This is a genomic window from Corynebacterium sp. L4757 (assembly GCF_043673995.1).
GTDB lineage: Bacteria > Actinomycetota > Actinomycetes > Mycobacteriales > Mycobacteriaceae > Corynebacterium.
The window spans coordinates 43855-62463 of the sequence record NZ_JBIMEN010000005.1 but is presented as its reverse complement, the minus strand read 5'-3'; the positions used below and the strand labels follow the sequence as shown (position 1 = coordinate 62463).

The 18609-nt window shown below is 54.8% G+C and carries 14 protein-coding genes; 5 read left to right on the top strand and 9 right to left on the bottom strand.

Annotated elements, in window-relative coordinates; translation table 11 throughout:
- Positions 1 to 48: 48 nt before the first annotated feature.
- Complete coding sequence (locus ACG98I_RS07480; RefSeq protein WP_394719685.1) at positions 49 to 828, bottom strand: IclR family transcriptional regulator C-terminal domain-containing protein; 780 nt, start codon at positions 826 to 828, stop codon at positions 49 to 51.
- Positions 829 to 927: 99 nt separating this feature from the next.
- On the opposite strand from ACG98I_RS07480, the gene ACG98I_RS07475 reads away from it, so the two are divergent.
- From ACG98I_RS07475 to ACG98I_RS07465, 3 genes are all read left to right on the top strand, one after another.
- Positions 928 to 1671 (top strand): CoA transferase subunit A, encoded by a 744-nt coding sequence (locus ACG98I_RS07475; protein ID WP_394719683.1) that lies wholly within the window; start codon positions 928 to 930, stop codon positions 1669 to 1671.
- On the top strand, positions 1671 to 2318 hold the full coding sequence (locus tag ACG98I_RS07470; RefSeq protein ID WP_394719682.1) for a 3-oxoacid CoA-transferase subunit B: 648 nt from the start codon (positions 1671 to 1673) through the stop codon (positions 2316 to 2318). The genes ACG98I_RS07475 and ACG98I_RS07470 overlap by 1 nt, the downstream gene beginning before the upstream one ends.
- Positions 2319 to 2547: 229 nt before the next feature.
- Positions 2548 to 3951: an MFS transporter gene (locus ACG98I_RS07465; RefSeq protein ID WP_394719680.1), complete on the top strand. Its 1404-nt coding sequence runs from the start codon at positions 2548 to 2550 to the stop codon at positions 3949 to 3951.
- A gap of 79 nt (positions 3952 to 4030) precedes the next feature.
- Here the strand turns inward: ACG98I_RS07465 and ACG98I_RS07460 are convergent, their stop codons facing one another.
- Positions 4031 to 4162: a hypothetical protein gene (locus ACG98I_RS07460; RefSeq protein WP_394719678.1), complete on the bottom strand. Its 132-nt coding sequence runs from the start codon at positions 4160 to 4162 to the stop codon at positions 4031 to 4033.
- Positions 4163 to 4259: 97 nt separating this feature from the next.
- On the bottom strand, positions 4260 to 5030 hold the full coding sequence (locus tag ACG98I_RS07455; protein ID WP_394719676.1) for a hypothetical protein: 771 nt from the start codon (positions 5028 to 5030) through the stop codon (positions 4260 to 4262).
- A 466-nt stretch (positions 5031 to 5496) separates the two neighbouring features.
- On the opposite strand from ACG98I_RS07455, the gene ACG98I_RS07450 reads away from it, so the two are divergent.
- Entirely contained in the window at positions 5497 to 10644 is a 5148-nt protein-coding gene (locus ACG98I_RS07450) for a YPDG domain-containing protein (RefSeq protein ID WP_394719674.1), read from the top strand.
- Positions 10645 to 10770: 126 nt separating this feature from the next.
- Here ACG98I_RS07450 and ACG98I_RS07445 read toward each other — a convergent pair whose 3' ends face one another.
- Entirely contained in the window at positions 10771 to 12276 is a 1506-nt protein-coding gene (locus tag ACG98I_RS07445; RefSeq protein ID WP_394719673.1) for a GMC family oxidoreductase, read from the bottom strand.
- A gap of 106 nt (positions 12277 to 12382) precedes the next feature.
- Complete coding sequence (gene paaZ / locus ACG98I_RS07440) at positions 12383 to 14452, bottom strand: phenylacetic acid degradation bifunctional protein PaaZ (protein WP_394719672.1); 2070 nt, start codon at positions 14450 to 14452, stop codon at positions 12383 to 12385.
- A gap of 68 nt (positions 14453 to 14520) precedes the next feature.
- Between paaZ and ACG98I_RS07435 the strand changes: the two genes are divergently transcribed.
- Positions 14521 to 14925 carry a PaaI family thioesterase gene (locus tag ACG98I_RS07435; protein WP_394719670.1) on the top strand — a complete coding sequence of 135 codons (405 nt, stop codon included), beginning with the start codon at positions 14521 to 14523 and terminating at the stop codon, positions 14923 to 14925.
- A 22-nt stretch (positions 14926 to 14947) separates the two neighbouring features.
- On the opposite strand, the gene ACG98I_RS07430 is transcribed toward ACG98I_RS07435, so the two are convergent.
- Genes ACG98I_RS07430 through ACG98I_RS07415 form a run of 4 tightly spaced genes read right to left on the bottom strand, consistent with a single transcriptional unit; the run spans position 14948 to position 18608 of the window.
- The gene (locus ACG98I_RS07430) at positions 14948 to 15784 is read right to left on the bottom strand and encodes a 3-hydroxyacyl-CoA dehydrogenase family protein (protein WP_394719668.1); all 837 of its coding nucleotides are present in this window, start codon (positions 15782 to 15784) and stop codon (positions 14948 to 14950) included.
- A 44-nt stretch (positions 15785 to 15828) separates the two neighbouring features.
- Positions 15829 to 16590: an enoyl-CoA hydratase/isomerase family protein gene (locus ACG98I_RS07425; RefSeq protein ID WP_394719666.1), complete on the bottom strand. Its 762-nt coding sequence runs from the start codon at positions 16588 to 16590 to the stop codon at positions 15829 to 15831.
- 3 nt (positions 16591 to 16593) lie between these two features.
- Positions 16594 to 17805: a thiolase family protein gene (locus ACG98I_RS07420; protein ID WP_394719665.1), complete on the bottom strand. Its 1212-nt coding sequence runs from the start codon at positions 17803 to 17805 to the stop codon at positions 16594 to 16596.
- Positions 17806 to 17831: 26 nt separating this feature from the next.
- Positions 17832 to 18608, bottom strand: a complete 777-nt coding sequence (locus ACG98I_RS07415) for an enoyl-CoA hydratase/isomerase family protein (protein WP_394719663.1) — start codon at positions 18606 to 18608, stop codon at positions 17832 to 17834.
- Between the last annotated feature and the right edge of the window lies 1 nt (position 18609).

Here is an 18609-nt window from a genome sequence, read left to right as displayed (position 1 = left end):
GAAAAGACTCCTTTTAAAGTGAGAGGAAAGAAATGGTGAGCTAATGGTCTAGGTGCTGCCCGCCATGATGAGGTCGCGGGAAATCTCCCGCGCCGTCGACAGCAGCACTGGTAGGTAATTGGTGGTCAATTCCTTCACGGAGCTGACCGCGGACTGCGCGGAGATATTGATCGCCGCAACAACATCGCCATCGGCATTGGTGATGGGGGCAGCCAAAGAGCGCAGACCCAATTCCAGTTCTTGGTCCACTAAAGACCAGCCCTGGTTGCGCACGGCAATGATTTCTTGAAAGAGCTGTTCTTTATTGGTCAAAGAACGCGGGGTAAGCCCGTGGCCGAGTGGGACAGAATCCAAGAACTCGGTGATCTCAGCATCCGGTAGGCCAGCCAGAATGACGCGACCCATGGACGTGGAGTGCGCTGGAAAGCGCGTGCCGATGGTGATGTTCACCGTCATGATTCGGCGCACCGATACACGCGAGACATAGTGAATCTCCGTGCCATCGAGCACCGACATCGAACAGGATTCACCCACCTGCGCGGACAGGCTTTCCAGGCGAGGCTGGGCCAGTGCTGGCAAGGTGAGGGCGGAGAGGTAGCTATAGCCCAGCTCCAGCACGCGCGGGGTCAAAGAGAATTGCCCGTCATTATTGACGGCATAGCCTTCTTCCACGAGCGTGTGCAAAAACCTACGTGCCGCCGCGCGTGAGAGCCCGGTGGAGCTTGCCACCTGGGACAGCGTTTGCGATGGCGCTGAGGCATCAAAAGACCGAATCACCATGAGGCCGCGGGCAAATGACTGCACGAAGTCATTTGAGGGACTGGTCATCACCGCTCCTTTCTTTGATGAACAGCTGCGAATGCGTACCCATATGTGCGCATTGCGAACCACTGTACTAATTATGAACTTCAGTGTAGCATGAACCACATGGTTGATAAAAGGACTAATTCCGCCACAGAGGCGGTGCAAGACATTACTTCCGGTTCATCGATCGCGGTCGGTGGATTCGGACTCGTTGGTATTCCCAAGGTGCTCATCGAAGCGGTGCGCACGCTCGCGCCGAATGACCTCACCATCGTGTCCAATAACCTGGGCGCCGATGGCTTCGGTTTGAGCCTGCTGTTGGAAGATGGCCTGATTTCTTATTCCATCGGCTCCTACATTGGCTTCAACAAGGAATACGCACGCCAGTACCTGGCCGGCGAAATTGCTGTTGAATTCACCCCACAGGGCACCTTGGCTGAGCGTATGCGCGCTGGTGGCGCTGGCATTCCAGCGTTTTACACCATCGCTGGCGTGGGCACGCAGGTCGCGGAGGGCGGCTTGCCGATGCGCTATAACCCCGACGGTTCCGTCGCGCAGTACTCCGAGCCAAAAGAAACTCGCGAGTTCAATGGTGAAACCTACGTACTGGAGACCGGTATCCGTACCGATTTCGCACTGGTCCACGCGCACAAGGGTGACCGCTACGGCAACCTGTCCTTCCGCAAGACCGCGCAGAACTTCAACCCAGATGCAGCGATGAGCGGCAAGATCACCATTGCGCAGATTGAAAACTTTGTCGACGTTCTTGATCCGGATGAGGTCGACGTCCCCGGCATTTTCGTGGACCGCGTGGTTGTGGTCGGCGAGCAAGAAACAGGAATCGAGTACAGGACGGTGCAGAGCTAATGACCTGGACACATGATCAGATGGCGGCACGCGTGGCCGCAGAACTTTCCGATGGCCAATATGTCAACCTCGGCATTGGGCTTCCCACCAAGGTGCCAGGCTTTTTGCCAGAGGGCCGCGAGGTCATCTTGCACTCGGAAAACGGCATCCTCGGTGTTGGCGCATACCCCACCGAAGAGCAGCTGGATCCGGAACTTATCAACGCCGGTAAAGAAACCATCACTGAGGCACCGGGCGCGAGCTTCTTCAGCTCCTCGATGTCTTTTGCCATGATTCGCTCCCGCTCCGTCGACGTCGCAGTCCTTGGCGCGATGGAAATCTCCCAGTACGGCGACCTGGCTAACTGGATGATTCCGGGCAAGATGGTCCGCGGAATGGGCGGCGCTATGGACTTGGTCCACGGTGCTGAAACCATCATCGTGATGACTGATCACGTCACCAAGAAGGGCACCCCCAAGATCTTGGCAGAATGTGCCCTGCCTCTAACCGGCGCGAAGTGCGTGGACAAGATTGTCACCACCCACGCTGTCTTCGATGTTGACTCCACCGAGGGTCTGACCCTGGTGGAGCTGGCCCCTGAGGTTACCGTTGAAGAGCTCAAGGAAATCACCGGCGCACCATTCAAGGTTGCTGAATCGGTGGCTTAAACCTTCTTTCACCAGCCCGGACAGTGCACAATTGTTGTGCCCGCCGGGCTATTTTTATGCCCTTTTCCAGGCGTAGACGGGAAGTGCGTATAGGGAACGTGCCAGCCTAGGTTGAATATAGGAATTTCCCTAAAGACGAATGCTCTGCGTCACTGTTGGATGGAAGATGTGAAAAGCACACTTGCACTATTTCACTTGACTTTCGTGGCCACACTTTAAAGGAGCAGCGATGACCACATCAGCAACTAAGCCAAATACGGCGGATAAGACTTGGGAGTCACCCGCCCACAGGAGAACAGTTTATGGCGTTTTGGCCATCGTGGCCATAGCCATTCTATTTGATGGCTATGACCTGGTCGTTTATGGCGCGGTTCTATCCACGCTATTGGCAGACCCCACACATATCGGTGAGCTGAGCCCCGCAGTCGGCGGCACGCTGGGCTCGTGGGCGATGATCGGCGTGACCATCGGCGCGCTATCCGCCGGTGCTATTGGTGACCGTCTGGGTCGCCGCCGCGTTTTCCTCACCGCGATTGCTTGGTTCTCTATCGGCATGGGCTTGACCGCCTTGTCTACCTCCATCTTTGCGTTCGGTGCACTGCGTTTCTTCACCGGCCTGGGTGTGGGCATCATCGTGGCTACCGGTGGTGCAATCGTCGCGGAGTACGCTCCGGCCGGTCGCCGTAATTTCTTTAACGCTATTGCTTATTCCGGTGTCCCCGCCGGCGGTGTAATGGCATCCATTCTGGCGCTGCTCTTGGAAGATGCCATTGGCTGGCGCGGGCTCTTCCTCATCGGCGCAACCCCAGTCCTCTTCCTGCTGCCAGCAGCCTGGTTCCTGCTTCCGGAATCGCCAAAGTGGCTCGTGGCAACTGGTCAAACAGAAAAGGCCAAGATCCTAGTCAACAAACACGGCCTGCCCGAGTCGCAATTCCTCGCGGCGCCACGCGTGGAAAAGAAAACTGAGGAATCGGCAAGCAAAGCTGTGGCTACCGAAAAGACTGGATTCGCAGCGATTTTCTCCCGCGTCTACCTGCCCGGCACCTTGTTGATTGGCACCATGAGCTTTGTCGGCCTGCTCTCGACCTACGGCCTGAATACGTGGCTGCCAGTGATTATGGAAAATAACGGCGCATCCTCTGCGCACTCGATGTACACCTTGCTCTTCCTCAATGGCGGTGCCGTGATTGGTGGACTCTTTGCCTCCATGGTTGCTGACCGCATTGGTGCGAAGGCTGTTATTGCCGTGACCTTTACCCTGGCGGCTATCTCACTGATGATTCTGCCATTTACTAATAATGTCTGGCTGACGTATATCCCAATCGTGATTGCCGGTGTTGGTGTTCTGGGTACCCAGGTGCTGACCTACGGTCTGACCTCAAATTACTTCGATACCTCCGCACGTGCTGCGGGCGTGGCATGGTGTGCTGGCTTCGGCCGCCTGGGCGGTATTGTTGGCCCATCCGTCACCGGCCTGATTGTCGGCGCGGGTCTGGGGTCCACCTGGGCATTCGGCATGTTCGCCGGCGTGGCTGTCATCGGTGTCATTTGCACCATGGCCATCCCGAAGTCCCCAGCTGTTGAACGCACCATCTCAGTTGAACCAAAGGCTGCAGTCTCCGTAAACGCCTAGTATTTTCAGCCCTTACTGCGCATATATCCCGCTTATGGCTCCCTTTGGCTCTAAGCGGGATTTGCTGATCCTCAACTATTTAAGCCTGTGGGGCGTCATCGAAGTAGCCCCGCAGAAAGTTCAGCACCAGATATGCTCCGAACCAGACAAAGAGTACTGCAGGTGCAAAGGCGATCCCGATGAGCGCAAGCTCTGCCACGCCAATATTCATAGTTTATTCCCTTTCGGATAATTAGTTCCGATATGGGAAATGCTAGTCGCTCACATGCGGACCGTAAAGAGCTTGCACATTAATTCTTGCTCGGGCGCTACTTATCCTCGCGGCTGGCCCAGAAGCCGGCACCGAAGGCCAAAAATACCGTGCCATCGAAGACATTGCCGGGCTTAACTGGGGCATCGGATGGGAGAAGTACTGGCAACTCACCGGCAGGATAGTTGATAAGCGCGATAGTAAAAGTCTGCTTAGTCAGCTGATTGGTGCGCTTCTTAATCTCTGAAATCTCACCCATCAACTTGGCATAAGGATTCAATCCACGGGGGCTGAAATCTTTATGAAATTTCTCGGCTGCGGGGCAATACAGCATATTCGGGGTGGTCTGCTGCTTGCCATCGGCATCTTGGGAATTGAAGGCCTTCTCAGATGATGCCCACGTAGTGGCGTCATCAAAGAGTTCATACTCGGTCGCCCAGGCGCTCAAGCTGCCCTGGCTGGTGCGAACAGCCTGGCCGCCCGCCGGATTACCGGCTGGCAGGGCAAAGAACTCATCACTCGCGGCGATGACGTTAGTGAAGATTTCACCATTATCACGGCGACGCAGTGCCGCGTTGACTATGAACTCGCCAGCCCGGTATGCCGAGGCGTCAATCGGGTTGTCGCACAAAAAGCCCGGATTGGTGCGCCATCCTTCGTCATTCTTGAATGCAGACATACGCGGACCGGTGGGGTCTTGGTAGACCACCACGCCTTCATATTCCGGCACGATTGTCGCCTTTCCGCCGGTTTCCTCCATGAGGTCATACATCAAATCATCGAAGCTATCGTAGGCGAATCCGACTGCGGCATATTCCTTTTCCATCATGGTTTAAGTCTAAGGTCAAAGCCGCCTGCTCGCCTGTAGAAGATATTGCATAGACATTATATAAAAATATACACCCTCCGAAATGGTGGACGAGATATCGCTGAAATGACGGATATTGTATAGAGCGATAAAGTCGAGTAAGTGCAGGTTATAGCTTGTTTATTTCTTAAGCTATAGCAGTTAAGATGAAATATTTTCAGAATGTATAAATAATTGCCTAGCGGAACATGCGTGCCATTGCTAGGCTTCTCTCAGGCTCGTCGGATCCAACTTGTATCTATACATTGTCTAGGCCTTTGTGACAGGGAATGAGAATTCGAGCTGTTTGTTGATTACCCACAAGATTGGAAGCACATTGAAGTTCAATTTCAACTCTGCGCGGAAGCCCCGCAGCGCGTCTGCACGTGCTGTACTGGGGTTAAGGTTCCAAAACCGCGCCAGGACTCTGATCGCAGGCGGTGCCACCGTGGCCCTTGTTGCGACTGGAGCGATCACCGTTCCGCAAGTCCTCGGAACCACAGCTTCGGCGGTAGCCCAAGAAGCAAACTGGCAGATTGAAACCCAGCAGGCTGCTGATGCTGCGATGGCACAACAAGCCGTCAACAATGACCCTATTGATGCGGATGCGATCGCTAGCGGAGTCATTACTAGCGCCGATGACTTGCTCAGTTATGGCTTAATTTCCGGGCACGTATACGCCACTCACCCGGATGGATATCCAAACCCAGACACCCGCGGCATGAATGTCGAGCAAAATGGTGTCACTGTCTACGCACAGTTCTTTGATGGGGGATCGTATTCCCCAATCTATCGTGCGCAATCGCATCCACTACCGGGCGGTACGTGGACCCATGAAGGCAATGGCATGTTCGTCTTTGGTATGCCAGGCCAGGGTCAGGACGAGGATGGTAATGGCGGTATTAAGTGGACCGATTCCAAGGGGGATGTTCGGGAATTTACAGCCGAAAGTGGCCAAAAATACCGTATTTGGACGGAGCCATTCGAGACAGCTCATGGCACCACCATGTACCCAATCCGTCAGGCGGGAGGCTACCTTCCGGGCGCATTCGTTGAAGTCGGTTCGAAGGCGATTGGCTCAGTTTGGGGACCAGACCACCTGCGCCAGACCGCGGTATTCATCCAAGAGCATGCTCCGAACCATGAAACGTCATATATGGCGGCAAGTAGTGCCAACTTGAAGGATGACTCCGCAGGTTTTGCGGACATTCCGGTGAATTCCTCCGAGTATTCAGATACGATTTCTGGCCGCGTATGGCATGAGCGTGGTGGGGCTTTCGTCGATCACGATAACCGAATTCCTCCAAAGTACGATGTCGCGCCTAGTGCTGCAGACCGCCAAGATTATCCAGCACGTGAGTATATGGTTTATGCTTCGACGCTCACTGCAGATGGTGCTGCCTCTAACCAGGCTCTACTCGATCGCTACGCTGGTGATCCCGATGAGCTGGCTCGGCAAACAAGGCTGATGCTGGAGGCAAACCCTCAGTACATTCGCCAAACCGTCCGCGGCACGACGGATTCTGAAGGACGCTACACTTTGCGATTCGATGAGGGTGCATTGAACGAAAATCATGTGTTCTTGTGGGTCGAGAATAGTGAAGGTGTCGTTCAATCCGGCTACACCGGTTTCCAGCGTCCGATCTTCCAGGTCTTCGACCGGGGGCAATACTATTTCCCACAGCGCGAGCCAGAATATATTGAGCCACGGCAAGACAGAAACCTGAAGTGGGTGAACTATGCGATTGTGGGTCAATCAACCCACGCTGGCTCGGTGAATATCACGAACTTTGATAATGACATCAACGGTCGTCCTGCATACCCAGGAGCCACCGCTATCCCGGCATTTGGCGGTTCGCTAACAGAGCTCCCAACGGTTGTGGAGTGGCGTGATGCAGCCGGTGTGGTTCACAAGACTTGTGAATTGTCCCCTGCTCAGTCCTATGAGGATCAAGTCGCAGCCTGCACCTTTGATATTCCAGCTGATGCAGAAGTCGGTGATGAATTCTCCGTAGTGCTCGTAGTCGACGGTGAAGAAATCTCAGCTGACTCCCTCATGGTGATGACCTTCGGCGAAGCGCTGGGTGTTGACTATGCAGAGACCGATGCAGTTGTTGGTACCCCTGCGATTCTTGAACCAGCATTTGAATTCACTCTTGATGAGTCGGCAGCTGACATGCCAGAAGGTACTTCCTTTGAGCTTGGTCAGCTGCCTGAGGGCGTTGACGAGGTCGACGCTTTGGAAGACCTAGTAGAAGACGAAGATGAGCGCAACAACGGCCAAGTCTACATTGACGCAGCTACGGGCACCATCACCTATATCCCAGGGCTTCGACAGGCGGATTCCGCGGTTGTATTCCCAGTTATCGCAACTTACCGCGACAATTCCACTGGTGAGGCTCATGCCACCTATAACGTTGCGCCGGTGATTGATTTTAAACCAATCGCACCTGAGGGCTCTCGTGTGCGCCCAGGTGAAACCGTGGAGACTGCTCCAATTGAGTTTATAGGTGCCGATGAGGATGAATCTCTGCGGCCTATTGATCCACTATTCGAGCTTGCTCCGGAGTTTGAGATTCCCGTGGGGTACTCGGTCGAGGTAAATCCTCAGACTGGTGTTGTCACGGTAGTGGGACCAGGCCAGGTCAATGATGGCACCGTGATGGATTTTGATGTTCCGGTCGTTGTGTCTTATCCACATAACCCAGGTTCTGCTGATGACACAGTTGACGTCCCATTCGAGCTGGAAACTGATGCTGCTCTCATCGATCCTGACTTTGCAGATGTTTCAGGTCGTCCGACTGAAGAACATCCAGTGGACTACACCGGCGGCCCGATTGCTGCGGGCTCGGAGATTACTCTGAATCCAAATGGAGACCAGCCTGAATTTACGTTCACCGTAGATGAGGACGGCAACGTTAAGGTCCTCATCCCGGAAGGCGCGGCAGCGGAAGATTACCCAGTTGAGGTGACCATCACTTACCCAGATGGTTCTACTGATACGGATGCTTTTAACATCAACGTATTCATTTTGGACTTCGTGCCGGAAGAACTAGATGCTTCTCGCGTGCGCCCTGGCGACACAGTGGAGTCGGCACCGATCACGTTTGCTAGCGACGATAAACCGGATAATCCTGCGTTCGCGATTGATGCGGATTTTGAGGTTCCTGAGGGCTACTCGGTAGAGATCAACCCGGAAACAGGGGTTGTCACTGTAGTGGCACTAGAGCAGGTAGATGGTGAGACAGTCAAGAGCTTTACTGTTCCGGTCATTGTTTCTTATCCACATGACCCTGGTTCTGTTTCCGACACAGTTGATGCCCTATTCCAGCTCATTCCTTATGCTGAACTAATAGACCCGGAGTTTGAACCTGTCGAGGGCAAGCCTGGTGAAGTAAAGCCAGTAGAAAACACTGGTGATGCGGTTCCTGCGGGTTCGGAGATTGCTCAGAATCCGAATGAGGATCAGCCGGCGTTTGAGTTCACCGTTGATGGTGAAGGTGACGTCGAGGTTCGTATACCGGAGGACGCTGCTGAAGGTGCGTACCCCGTTGAGGTGACCATCACTTATCCAGATGGTTCCACTGGTACTGAAATCATCGACATCACCGTTGGCATTGACCTGGTTATTGTTGACTTCCAGCCGGTTGCGCCAGCGGTGACCCTGGTGGAGCCAACTGAACCTGCCGTATCTCCTGCTATCACCTTCGAGGGTGAAGAACCGGAGGCTCCAGTATTCGCAATTGAAGAGGGGTATGAAACCCCTGAAGGCTACTCGGTTGAGATCAATGCAGAGACCGGTGAAGTAACCGTCAACGCACCAGATTTTCTGGACAAGGACACCATTGAGGAATTCGACGTTCCGGTAATTGTCTCCTACCCGAACCATGAGGGTTCGGAAGATGACAAGGTTTTGGTCCCATTCCAACTGGATACAGATGGCGATGGCAATCCTGATGTCACCGATGAGGATGATGACGGCGATGGCTACACCGATGAGGAAGAAATCGAGGCTGGCACCAATCCAAAGGATCCGGACTCCAAGCCAACTGAGCCAACCCCACCGATTAGCGAACAGATTGATCCCGATCTGCAAGATGTTGCCGGTCTTCCAGGCGACGTAAGACCGGTTGCCAATATTGGTGACCCAATCCCAGCTGGATCGGAGATTGTGCCAACTGATTCAGTACCTGGCTTTGAGTTCGAAGTAGATGAGAACGGCGATGTCTCTGTCGCAATCCCGGAAACTGCAGTACCGGGCGAGTATGACGTTGAAGTCACCATCACTTATCCGGATGGATCGACAGACACTGATGAATTGACCATCACGGTTCAAGAACCTGAATCTGAAGCATCCCTCTTCGATCCTTCCTATGATGAGGTCCAGGTTGAATACGGTGCAACTGAAGTATCGGACATCATCTGGGCTGATAATCAACAGCCGGATAATGCGACTTTCTCCATCACTGATGCGCTAGAGGCCATCGATGGTTGGACTATCAATGGCGTCGATACCAATGGTGCGGTTTCTGCAACAGCGCCATCGATTGATGAGTTGGGTGCCATTGTCAAGGAACTGAAGGCTGAAGGTCTCACCTCACGTCAGGTGGCTGCAGCAATGGTTGCTTACTTCGGTCAAGATGCCCCAGTGGAGGTTAGCTACTCCGATGGCTCTATTGATTCTGCTCTCGCAGCATTCGTGTTGCTTGACCGTGATGGTCGTCCGTTGACTGAGGATGACGATGATGACTGGGACAATGATGGCGTTTTAGATGAAGATGAAATCGAGGCTGGTACGAACCCATTCGACCCGGACGACAAGCCGGAAGAAGTGGTTGATGCTCCAGACTGGAATGATGACACTGTGTCCCCAGGTGACTCCGTTAACCTGCCAAACGTGGGCGGCGAAGTCACTCCGGGCACATCGGTGAATACCGATGGTCCTGGGGCCGCGGTTCTGAACCCCGATGGGTCCATCACTGTCGCTGCAGACGATGATGCTGAAGATGGTGACATCATCACGATTACCGTTGAAGATGCGGAAGGAAATGTAGTCGACACCATCGACGTCACTGTCGAAGAAGAACCAGATGCTGGTGAACCAATCGATGACGGGGCATCCTCGGTTATTGCTGGTTCCACTGCTGGTGGTTCCTCAGGTTTGATTCATGAACGTTGTGTTCCATTGCTGCTCGGCGCTGGTATTCCGCTGCTTGCACTATTGCCATTGGGCCTGGCGGTTTCTGTTGGAATGCCTGGTGTGGATTCCTTCTTACGCCAAGCAGGCGTGCACCCCGATAACTTGAATGCTCGAGTTCGTGAACTGAATACTGGTTTGCAGAACCAGCTCGGAGTGCTGAACCCGCAGCTTTCTGCTCAGGTTGAAGCAGCTCTTCGCCAACTCGGACCAGATGCATCTCGTCTCGCCGGCGGCGCAGCGCTCTCTGCCGTATCCCTGCTGGTACTGGGTACCGTTGCCGCGGCATGTGCTCCTGATTCAGAGTCATCATCGGATGGTTCATCTGCTGGAATCTCTGCCGAAGGCACCGCCCAGGGAACCGGTGAGGGGATTAATGTTGGTTCATCCCGTGAGTAAAGCTAACTATCCACACAGCTAGGTAAGCGTGTAAGCAAACGTGCGCAAGGTATCCCGCTTTCATTGCCCAGAAATTGGGTGAGAAAGCGGGATACCTTTATTTATCTCTCTAGTCGTTGCCAGAGTTTAATCCTGAGTAAGGATAAAATCGGCAGCCTTTTCACCAATCATGATGCTTGGTGCGTTCGTGTTACCGGTGGGAACCAGCGGCATCACCGAAGCATCAGCCACACGTAATCCTGAAAGTCCCTCAACGCGCAGGGTATGAGGCGAGACCACAGCCATGTCGTCGATACCCATTTTGCAGGTGCCAACCTGGTGGTGATAGGTAATGACGGAACCCCGGACGTAGTCTTCTAAGTCATCGTCGGAGACCTCCGGGCCAGGGTAGATCTCCACCGGCCCCCATGGAGCGAGCGCTTCTTGGCGTCCAACTTCCCGTGATTGCTTGACCGATGCCACCAGAGCATCCACATCAGCCTGCACCTTTAGCGCACCCAAATCCAGCGCAATCGGATCCTCGTCGCCGGCACCGGTAAGCGTGAGCGATCCGCGTGAGGCTGGACGCACGATTCCACCCATCAAGGTAAAAGCATTCGCGGGGCCTTCCATGTCTTCGTTATACATCGGAATCGAGAAGTACAGCGGTTGCGTATCTGGCACAGCCTTTTCAGGTGTGGACTTGGAAAATACATGAACCTCTGCCGGAAGCACCGGGGAAGCGGGTACTTCCTTCTTCGTTGCTTCAAAAATGACCGGAGAGAGCACGTGATCATGGAGATTCTTACCCACGCCGGGCACATCTAGTGCCACGGGTATCCCGAGTTCCTGAAGTTCATCGGCTGGACCGATGCCTGAACGCAGCAAAATTTCAGGGGAGTTGATCGCACCGGCACAAAGAATGGTCTCTTGAGCTTCATGCTTTTCGATGCCCCCTTCACCGCGCAGCTCCACACCCTGCACTGCGTCATCTTCCACAATGACACGAAGTACTTTTCGCCCCGCGATGATGGTGAGGTTGTCTGCCTCTGCGACGGGTTGTAGATATGCATGCCAGGTGTTGAAGCGGTTTCCATCGCGCACATTCGCCTGAATCCGGCCAATGCCTTCGGGATTGCCGGAGTTATAGTCCTCATTGAGCGGAATGCCTGCTTGTTGGCCAGCTTCTAGCATCGCATCCTGCAGGGGATTGGTTTCATAGTCACTGCGGACATCCAATAGGCCATCATGCCCGCGGGTTTCTGGATCACCAGCGGGATAGTTTTCAATTGCCTTGAATACCGGCAAGACATCATTCCAGGACCAGCCGTCATTGCCCAGATACGCCCAGGTGTCATAGTCCTGCTGAGCGCCACGTACCCAAATCGTTGCGTTGAGCGCGTGAGAGCCACCCATCACTTTACCGCGCGGAATGTGCAATTCTCGGCCTTGTGCGCTTTCCTGCGGTGTGGTGCGGTAATTCCAGTCTTGCTCACTGTGCCAGAGCTTGCCCAGGTCATAGACCTTCTCAATGTCTGGGTTGGTGTCATAGTCACCGGCTTCGATGACTGCGACCTTCTTCCCCGCATCAACTAGGCGTCGGGCAATAACAGAACCTGCCGAGCCTGCGCCAACAATGATGTAATCAAACATGAACCCTCCAAAGGTGTGCATTGAACCAACTTCATTTCCTAATGTAAGCTAGTTCACTCCATCTTGGAGGGTGTTTAGTGCAGGTTAATTGTTTCTCAGCGCACTACTACTTTTCGGCGTAGATGGTATCTACCTTCTCAACCAGGGTCAGCACATCATAGGACGCGACGAGCACATCATTCTGGTTATACAGCGCTGCGTCCCAGCACACCTCGCCGTATTCATCAGTCACGCGTGGGGTGATGCGTTTGGCGGTGAGCTCAATCCGAATCGAGTCATCATAGGTCACCGGCTCGATGAAGCGCAGGTTCTCCAGACCATAATTCGCCAGAACCGGACCTGGTGCTGGTTCCACAAAGAGTCCGGCAGCCCAGGACACCAGCAGGTAACCATGCGCTACCCGGCGTGGGAAGAAAGGATTGGCCATAGCGGCCTCTTCATCGGTGTGCGCATAGAACGTATCACCGGTTTCCTTTGCGAAGGCCAAGATTTCCTCCAGGGACACCTTGCGCAGATCGGAAGCAAATTGGTCACCGATCTTCAACGTTGCCAAGTCTTTGCGGAATGGGTGTACGCCTGTACCTGCTTCGACATCTGCGCGGGTCACCCGATTAACCTCGGCACCACGGTGCCACTGACCTGTGACAGCCGTGAGGTGATCGGGGCTGCCCTGGATTGCGGTGCGCTGCATGAAGTGCAAGATACCGCGCACACCGCCAAGTTCCTCGCCACCACCAGCACGACCAGGACCGCCATGCACGAGGTGCGGCAGGGGAGAGCCGTGGCCGGTCGATGTCTTCGCATCCACGCGGTCCAAGAAGTGCACGCGACCGTGATATGCAGCAATCCCGCGACCATAGAGCGCAGCAAGCCCATTATCGTTCGTAATCACTGATGCCACCAATGAACCCGCGCCCTTAGCCGCCAGCCGAACTGCGTCCTCTGGTGCGTCATATCCGATAACCGATACGACCGGCCCGAAAGCCTCCGTTTCGTGCACTGCTTGAGTCTCCGCATCGGCGAAGCGAATGATAGTTGGTGCGAAGAATGCGCCTTCCAACTTATCGGCACCGCCGAAGACTACTTCGCCGCCAGCAGCCGAGAGCGTCTCAACGGCTGCCGCGACATCGTCACGCTGCTCAGCAGAGACCAGCGGACCCATCGTCGCATTCGCATCGCGTGGGTCACCAGCGACAACCTTGTCATCCAACCGCGCAGACAGTGCCTTAATTACTGGCTCCACCAGCGCATTCGGGACAATCGCGCGGCGAATCGCTGTACATTTCTGTCCCGCCTTGGACGTCATCTCATTGAATACAGCCTTGATATACGCATCAAACTCGGGCGCATCCTCAGTGACATCGGTGCCCAGAATCGCCGCATTCAAAGAGTCAGCTTCCGCCGAGAACTGAATGCCGCCTTCGAGGATATTCTTGTGCGCACGCAGCGCATTCGCTGTCGCCGCCGAGCCCGTAAACGCCACATGATCACGGAAATCCAAATGATCCAGCAAATCGCGCGCCGAACCGGAGATAAACTGCAGCGCACCCTCGGGCATGATTCCGGATTCCAACATCAGCCTTACCAAAGCCTGGGTCACAAAACCGGTTGGAGTTGCTGGCTTAACAATCGTGGGAATACCCGCAATAAATGCCGGCGCAAATTTCTCTAGCATGCCCCATACCGGGAAGTTGAAAGCATTAATCTGCACGGCCACACCCGGAATGGAGGTGTAGACATGCCGGCCAATAAAGGAACCATCCTTGGAGAAATTCTCCGGCTCACCATCAACCACCACGTGCGCATTCGGCATTTCACGGCGTCCCTTGGAGGAAATCGTGAACATCGTGGAAATACCACCATCCACATCCACGAAGTTATCGCGCTTATTGGCACCGGTCTTGTGCGCCAGGGTGTTCAACTCATCGCGGTGTTCTTGCAAATACAACGCCAACTCTTTGACCTTCAAGGAACGCTCATGAATGGTGAGCTCCTGCAGGTTCTTCCGGCCCACCTCACGTGCATATTCAATAGCGCCGGCGATATCTAAACCTTCGGCCGATACTTGAGCGACTAGCTCACCCGTTGAAGGGTCCGCGACATCGACAACGCGCGAAGGATTCTCGGGGCTAATCCACTTGCCGGAAAGAAAGCTGGGAACGATTGTTGTAGTCATTTTCTGCCTTTCTGAAAGCGTTGCGACCCTAGAATGGAAGTCACGCATAAGAAGTAAAGAGGGGAATTATGGAAAATTTTGAACCGTGGACAATTGTGTTGGGTGAACTTGATGAAAAGATGGGGGTGAAGGTGATTGAGCAATCAGCCACCAAGGTTGTTGCCACCATGCCTATCGATGGCAACCGCCAGTCTCTCGGACTGCTTCATGGTGGAGCCATGGCGTGCCTGGCGGAAGCGGTAGGTAGCTGGGCTGCTGTCATTCATGCCTCCACCATGGGCAAAGTGGCCGTCGGTGTGGATATCAACGCCACGCATCATGCTTCGGGTCGAACCGGATTGGTCACTGCCACCGCCACCGCTATTCGCTTGGGGCGCACCATGACCAGTCATGAGATTGTCATTGAAGATGAATCTGGCCGCCGCTTGTGCACGGCTCGTATCACCAACGCCTTGGTAGAGAAGAAATCATGAAATATCTTCTCTACCAAGACTTCTATGAGTAGTCATAGAAGCCTTTCCCGGATTTCCGGCCCAGCTCGCCGCGCGCGACCATATCGCGCATGAGCTGCGGCGGAGCAAAACGCTCACCGAGCGTGGATTCCAGATACTCGGCAATACCCAGCCTGACGTCGAGGCCGACGACATCAGTCAGCTCCAGCGGACCAATCGGGAATTTATAGCCCAGCACCATTGCGTTATCGATATCGCGTGGGTCCGCTACACCCTCCTCGACCATTCGAATGGCTTCCAGCGCAATCGCTACACCCAGCCGTGACGAGGCAAAGCCCGGAGCATCCTTGACAACTACGGCGGTCTTGCCCAGCGCATCAACCCACGTGCGGGCGGTATTCATCAGCTCCTCCGGGGTTGAGGATGCCACCACCACTTCCACCAGCTTCGACGCCGGAACTGGGTTGAAGAAATGCAGCCCAATCACGTCATTAGCAACAGTCTGCGCCAGCTCTGACACCGACAGCGATGACGTATTCGTCGCAATCACTGCTTCCGGTGCCGCTGCCGCGATATCGCCAAAGGCCTTTTCTTTGAGCTCCATCGATTCCGGTACCGCTTCAACCACCAGGTCAATGCCAGCAAAATCCGAAACATCGGTGGACAATGTCAAACGCTTCGACCATGATTCAAATGTGCCCTCTGCGCCACGGTCGATGGAACCTTGAATTGCTTTTTCCACCCGGCCTTTGGCCGCAGTAACGGCATCTTCATTGATGTCCACAACGTGGACATCCGCGCCAGCTGCTAAGAACGCGTGCGCAATTCCCGCGCCCATGCGTCCACCGCCGAGCACCCCAACTTTTTCAGGTACAGCCATATCTTTGCCCTTTTCCTTTAATTCCTACGTCGATGTTCTACGAGCTATTTCTTCTTGCGGTCTAAAAAGGCCTGCATGCGGTCAAACTTGGCTTCGGATTCAAAGAGCACCGCCTGCGCGATATTGTCCACCGCGGGGTGAACCTCCGCTGGCATGTCAAAGAGCTGCTTGGACAAACGGACAGCCAAAGGATCCAAGGCCGCAATCTTTTCCGCCCATGCCTGTGCACCCGCATCCAATTCTTCAGGCTCATAAAGCTCATTGACCAGGTGTGATTGCAAGGCTTCCTCACCGGAGAGCACGCGTCCAGCGATGAGAATTTCCTTCGCCAGCGGATTACCCACGGCTTCCTTCAGCCGCCACAAAGCACCCGCGCCAGCGATGATGCCCAGGTTTGCCTCCGGCTGGCCGAATTTCGCGCCGGGCGTAGCAATCCGAAAATCCGCAGCCAGTGCCATCTCCAGGCCACCACCGAGCGCGAAACCGTCAATCGCCGCAATCACCGGTGCCGGTAATTTTGCTATCCGATGAAACACGCCCGAGTTAATCCCCCGCAGCGCATCCTCGCGGCGGCGCTCACGCAGCTGCGCAATATCCGCACCGGAGGCAAAAATGCCGCGTGGGCCTTTTGATGTCTCGGCCACACACCCAGTAATCACCAGAATCTGTGGTTCATTCTCCAGCTGCTGACACAGCTCGTGGAATTCAGCGACCATCGTTTCATCAATCGCATTACGTACTTCTGGCCGGTTCATCCGTGCCAGAACATAACCCTCTTCTTGGCTAATTTCCAGGGCAGTCGTCATCTTTTACACCCTCTCAATCGCAATAGCTGTGCCTTGACCAACACCGATGCACATCGTGGCAATACCGCGCGTGCCGCCATCGGTTTCCAGGCGGTTGAGCAGCGTCAACGTGATGCGTGAGCCCGAGGATCCCAGCGGGTGTCCCAGAGCAATCGCGCCACCCCAGGCGTTAGTCTTTTCTTCATCTAGGCCGAGCTCGCGGATGCATGCCAAAGACTGGGTCGCAAAAGCCTCATTGAGTTCCACTGCATCCACATCAGCGAGGTTCCAGCCGGTGCGCTCCAGAATCTCGCGGGTGGCTAACACCGGGCCCATGCCCATGATTTCGGGTTGCAGTCCGCGTGCCGCATTGGCCACCACGCGGGCGCGGGATTTAAGCCCCAGCTTGTCGATTCCCCTTTGCGAAGCCACAATCACCGCCGACGCACCATCATTAAGCGTCGAAGAATTACCAGCCGTGGTCACATCACCCAGCTTGGTTACCGGGCGCAGCTTGCCTAATACCTCCGGCGTGGAGCCAGGCCGTGGGCCTTCATCAGTATCAACCACGGTCACATTACCTTTGCGGTCAGTGACGTCCACCGGCACAATTTCCGGAGCAAATTTACCGTCCGAAATCGCTGCCAGTGCGCGTTCATGCGAGCGCACCGCAAAAGCATCAGCATCCTCGCGGCTGATATTGAAGACTCGCGCGACTTCCTCTGCCGTCTCCGGCATCGAGTACGTCATCTTCTCCATGCCCGCGAACTTCTGATTTACAAAACGCCAGCCGATGGAGGTATCAAAAACCTCACCCGGCTGCGCAAATGCTTTCTTCGGCTTTTCCATTACCCACGGTGCGCGCGACATGGATTCCACGCCACCAGCGACCACGATATCGGCCTGTCCTGATTCCACCATCGCGGTAGCCAGCGCAATCGCTGACATTCCCGATGCACACAAACGGTTGACGGTAATTCCCGGCACCGTATCCGGAAACCCTGCGAGCAGCCATGCCATGCGTGCCACATTGCGGTTTTCTTCACCGGCACCATTGGCATTGCCGATGATGACTTCATCCACCATCGATGGATCCAGCCCGGCTTCCTCCACGGTCTTTTTGATTGTCAGTGCCATCATGTCATCGGGACGAACCGATGAGAGCGCACCACCATATTTACCCACCGGGGTTCTAAACCCAGAGACTAAGTATGCGCTGGAATCAGTAGCAGTCATGTAGTGTCCTTAAAACTTAAGTGAATCTAACGGCCGTTAAACGTTGGTTGGCGTTTCTCATTGAAGGCTGCAAAACCCTCGAGGTAGTCCTCGGAGGTGCACAGCGCGCCTTGGGCAAAGTTCTCATCATGTACCGAATCCCACAGACCGGTGCCGTTATCGCGGATATCAGCCACCAACCTCTTGGACGCCAAAAATGCCTGGGTCGCACCACGTGCCGCATTCTGTGCTTTCTCGCGGGTAAAGTCCAAGAGTTCCTCTGCTGGCACTGCGCGTGAGAAGAGGCCTGCTGTTACGGCTTCTGCACCAGAAATCATGTCGCCGGTGACAATCAAATCCATCGCCCGGTGCGCGCCGAGACGTTCAACAAAAAGCGCGTGCCCACCGGAATCAAGGGTCGCACCCAAATTCGCAAAAGGGGAACCGAACTTCGCATCCTCGGCAACATAAACAATGTCGGTGGCCAGCGCGAGACCCAAGCCCACGCCCAGGCATACTCCATGCACTGCGGCGAAGGTAGGCGCTGGGAACTCCGCCATTTGCTTGAGTACCGGCGTGACCTTATTAGCCAGATAATCCGTTGCATCATCATCGCGCGGGTCCAGGCCCTTGATGTTGCGGCCAGCACTAAAACCGCGACCTTCGCCGCGCAGAATCAGCGCCCGTACGCCCGCATCGGCGGCTTGAGTATATGCCTGCGATAACTCCTGTAGATCTTCCGGCGCCAGCGCGTTCATCGCCTTCGGATTATTGAGTACTACCTCAGCAACGCCGGATTCATTATCAATATGTACGTCAATCATC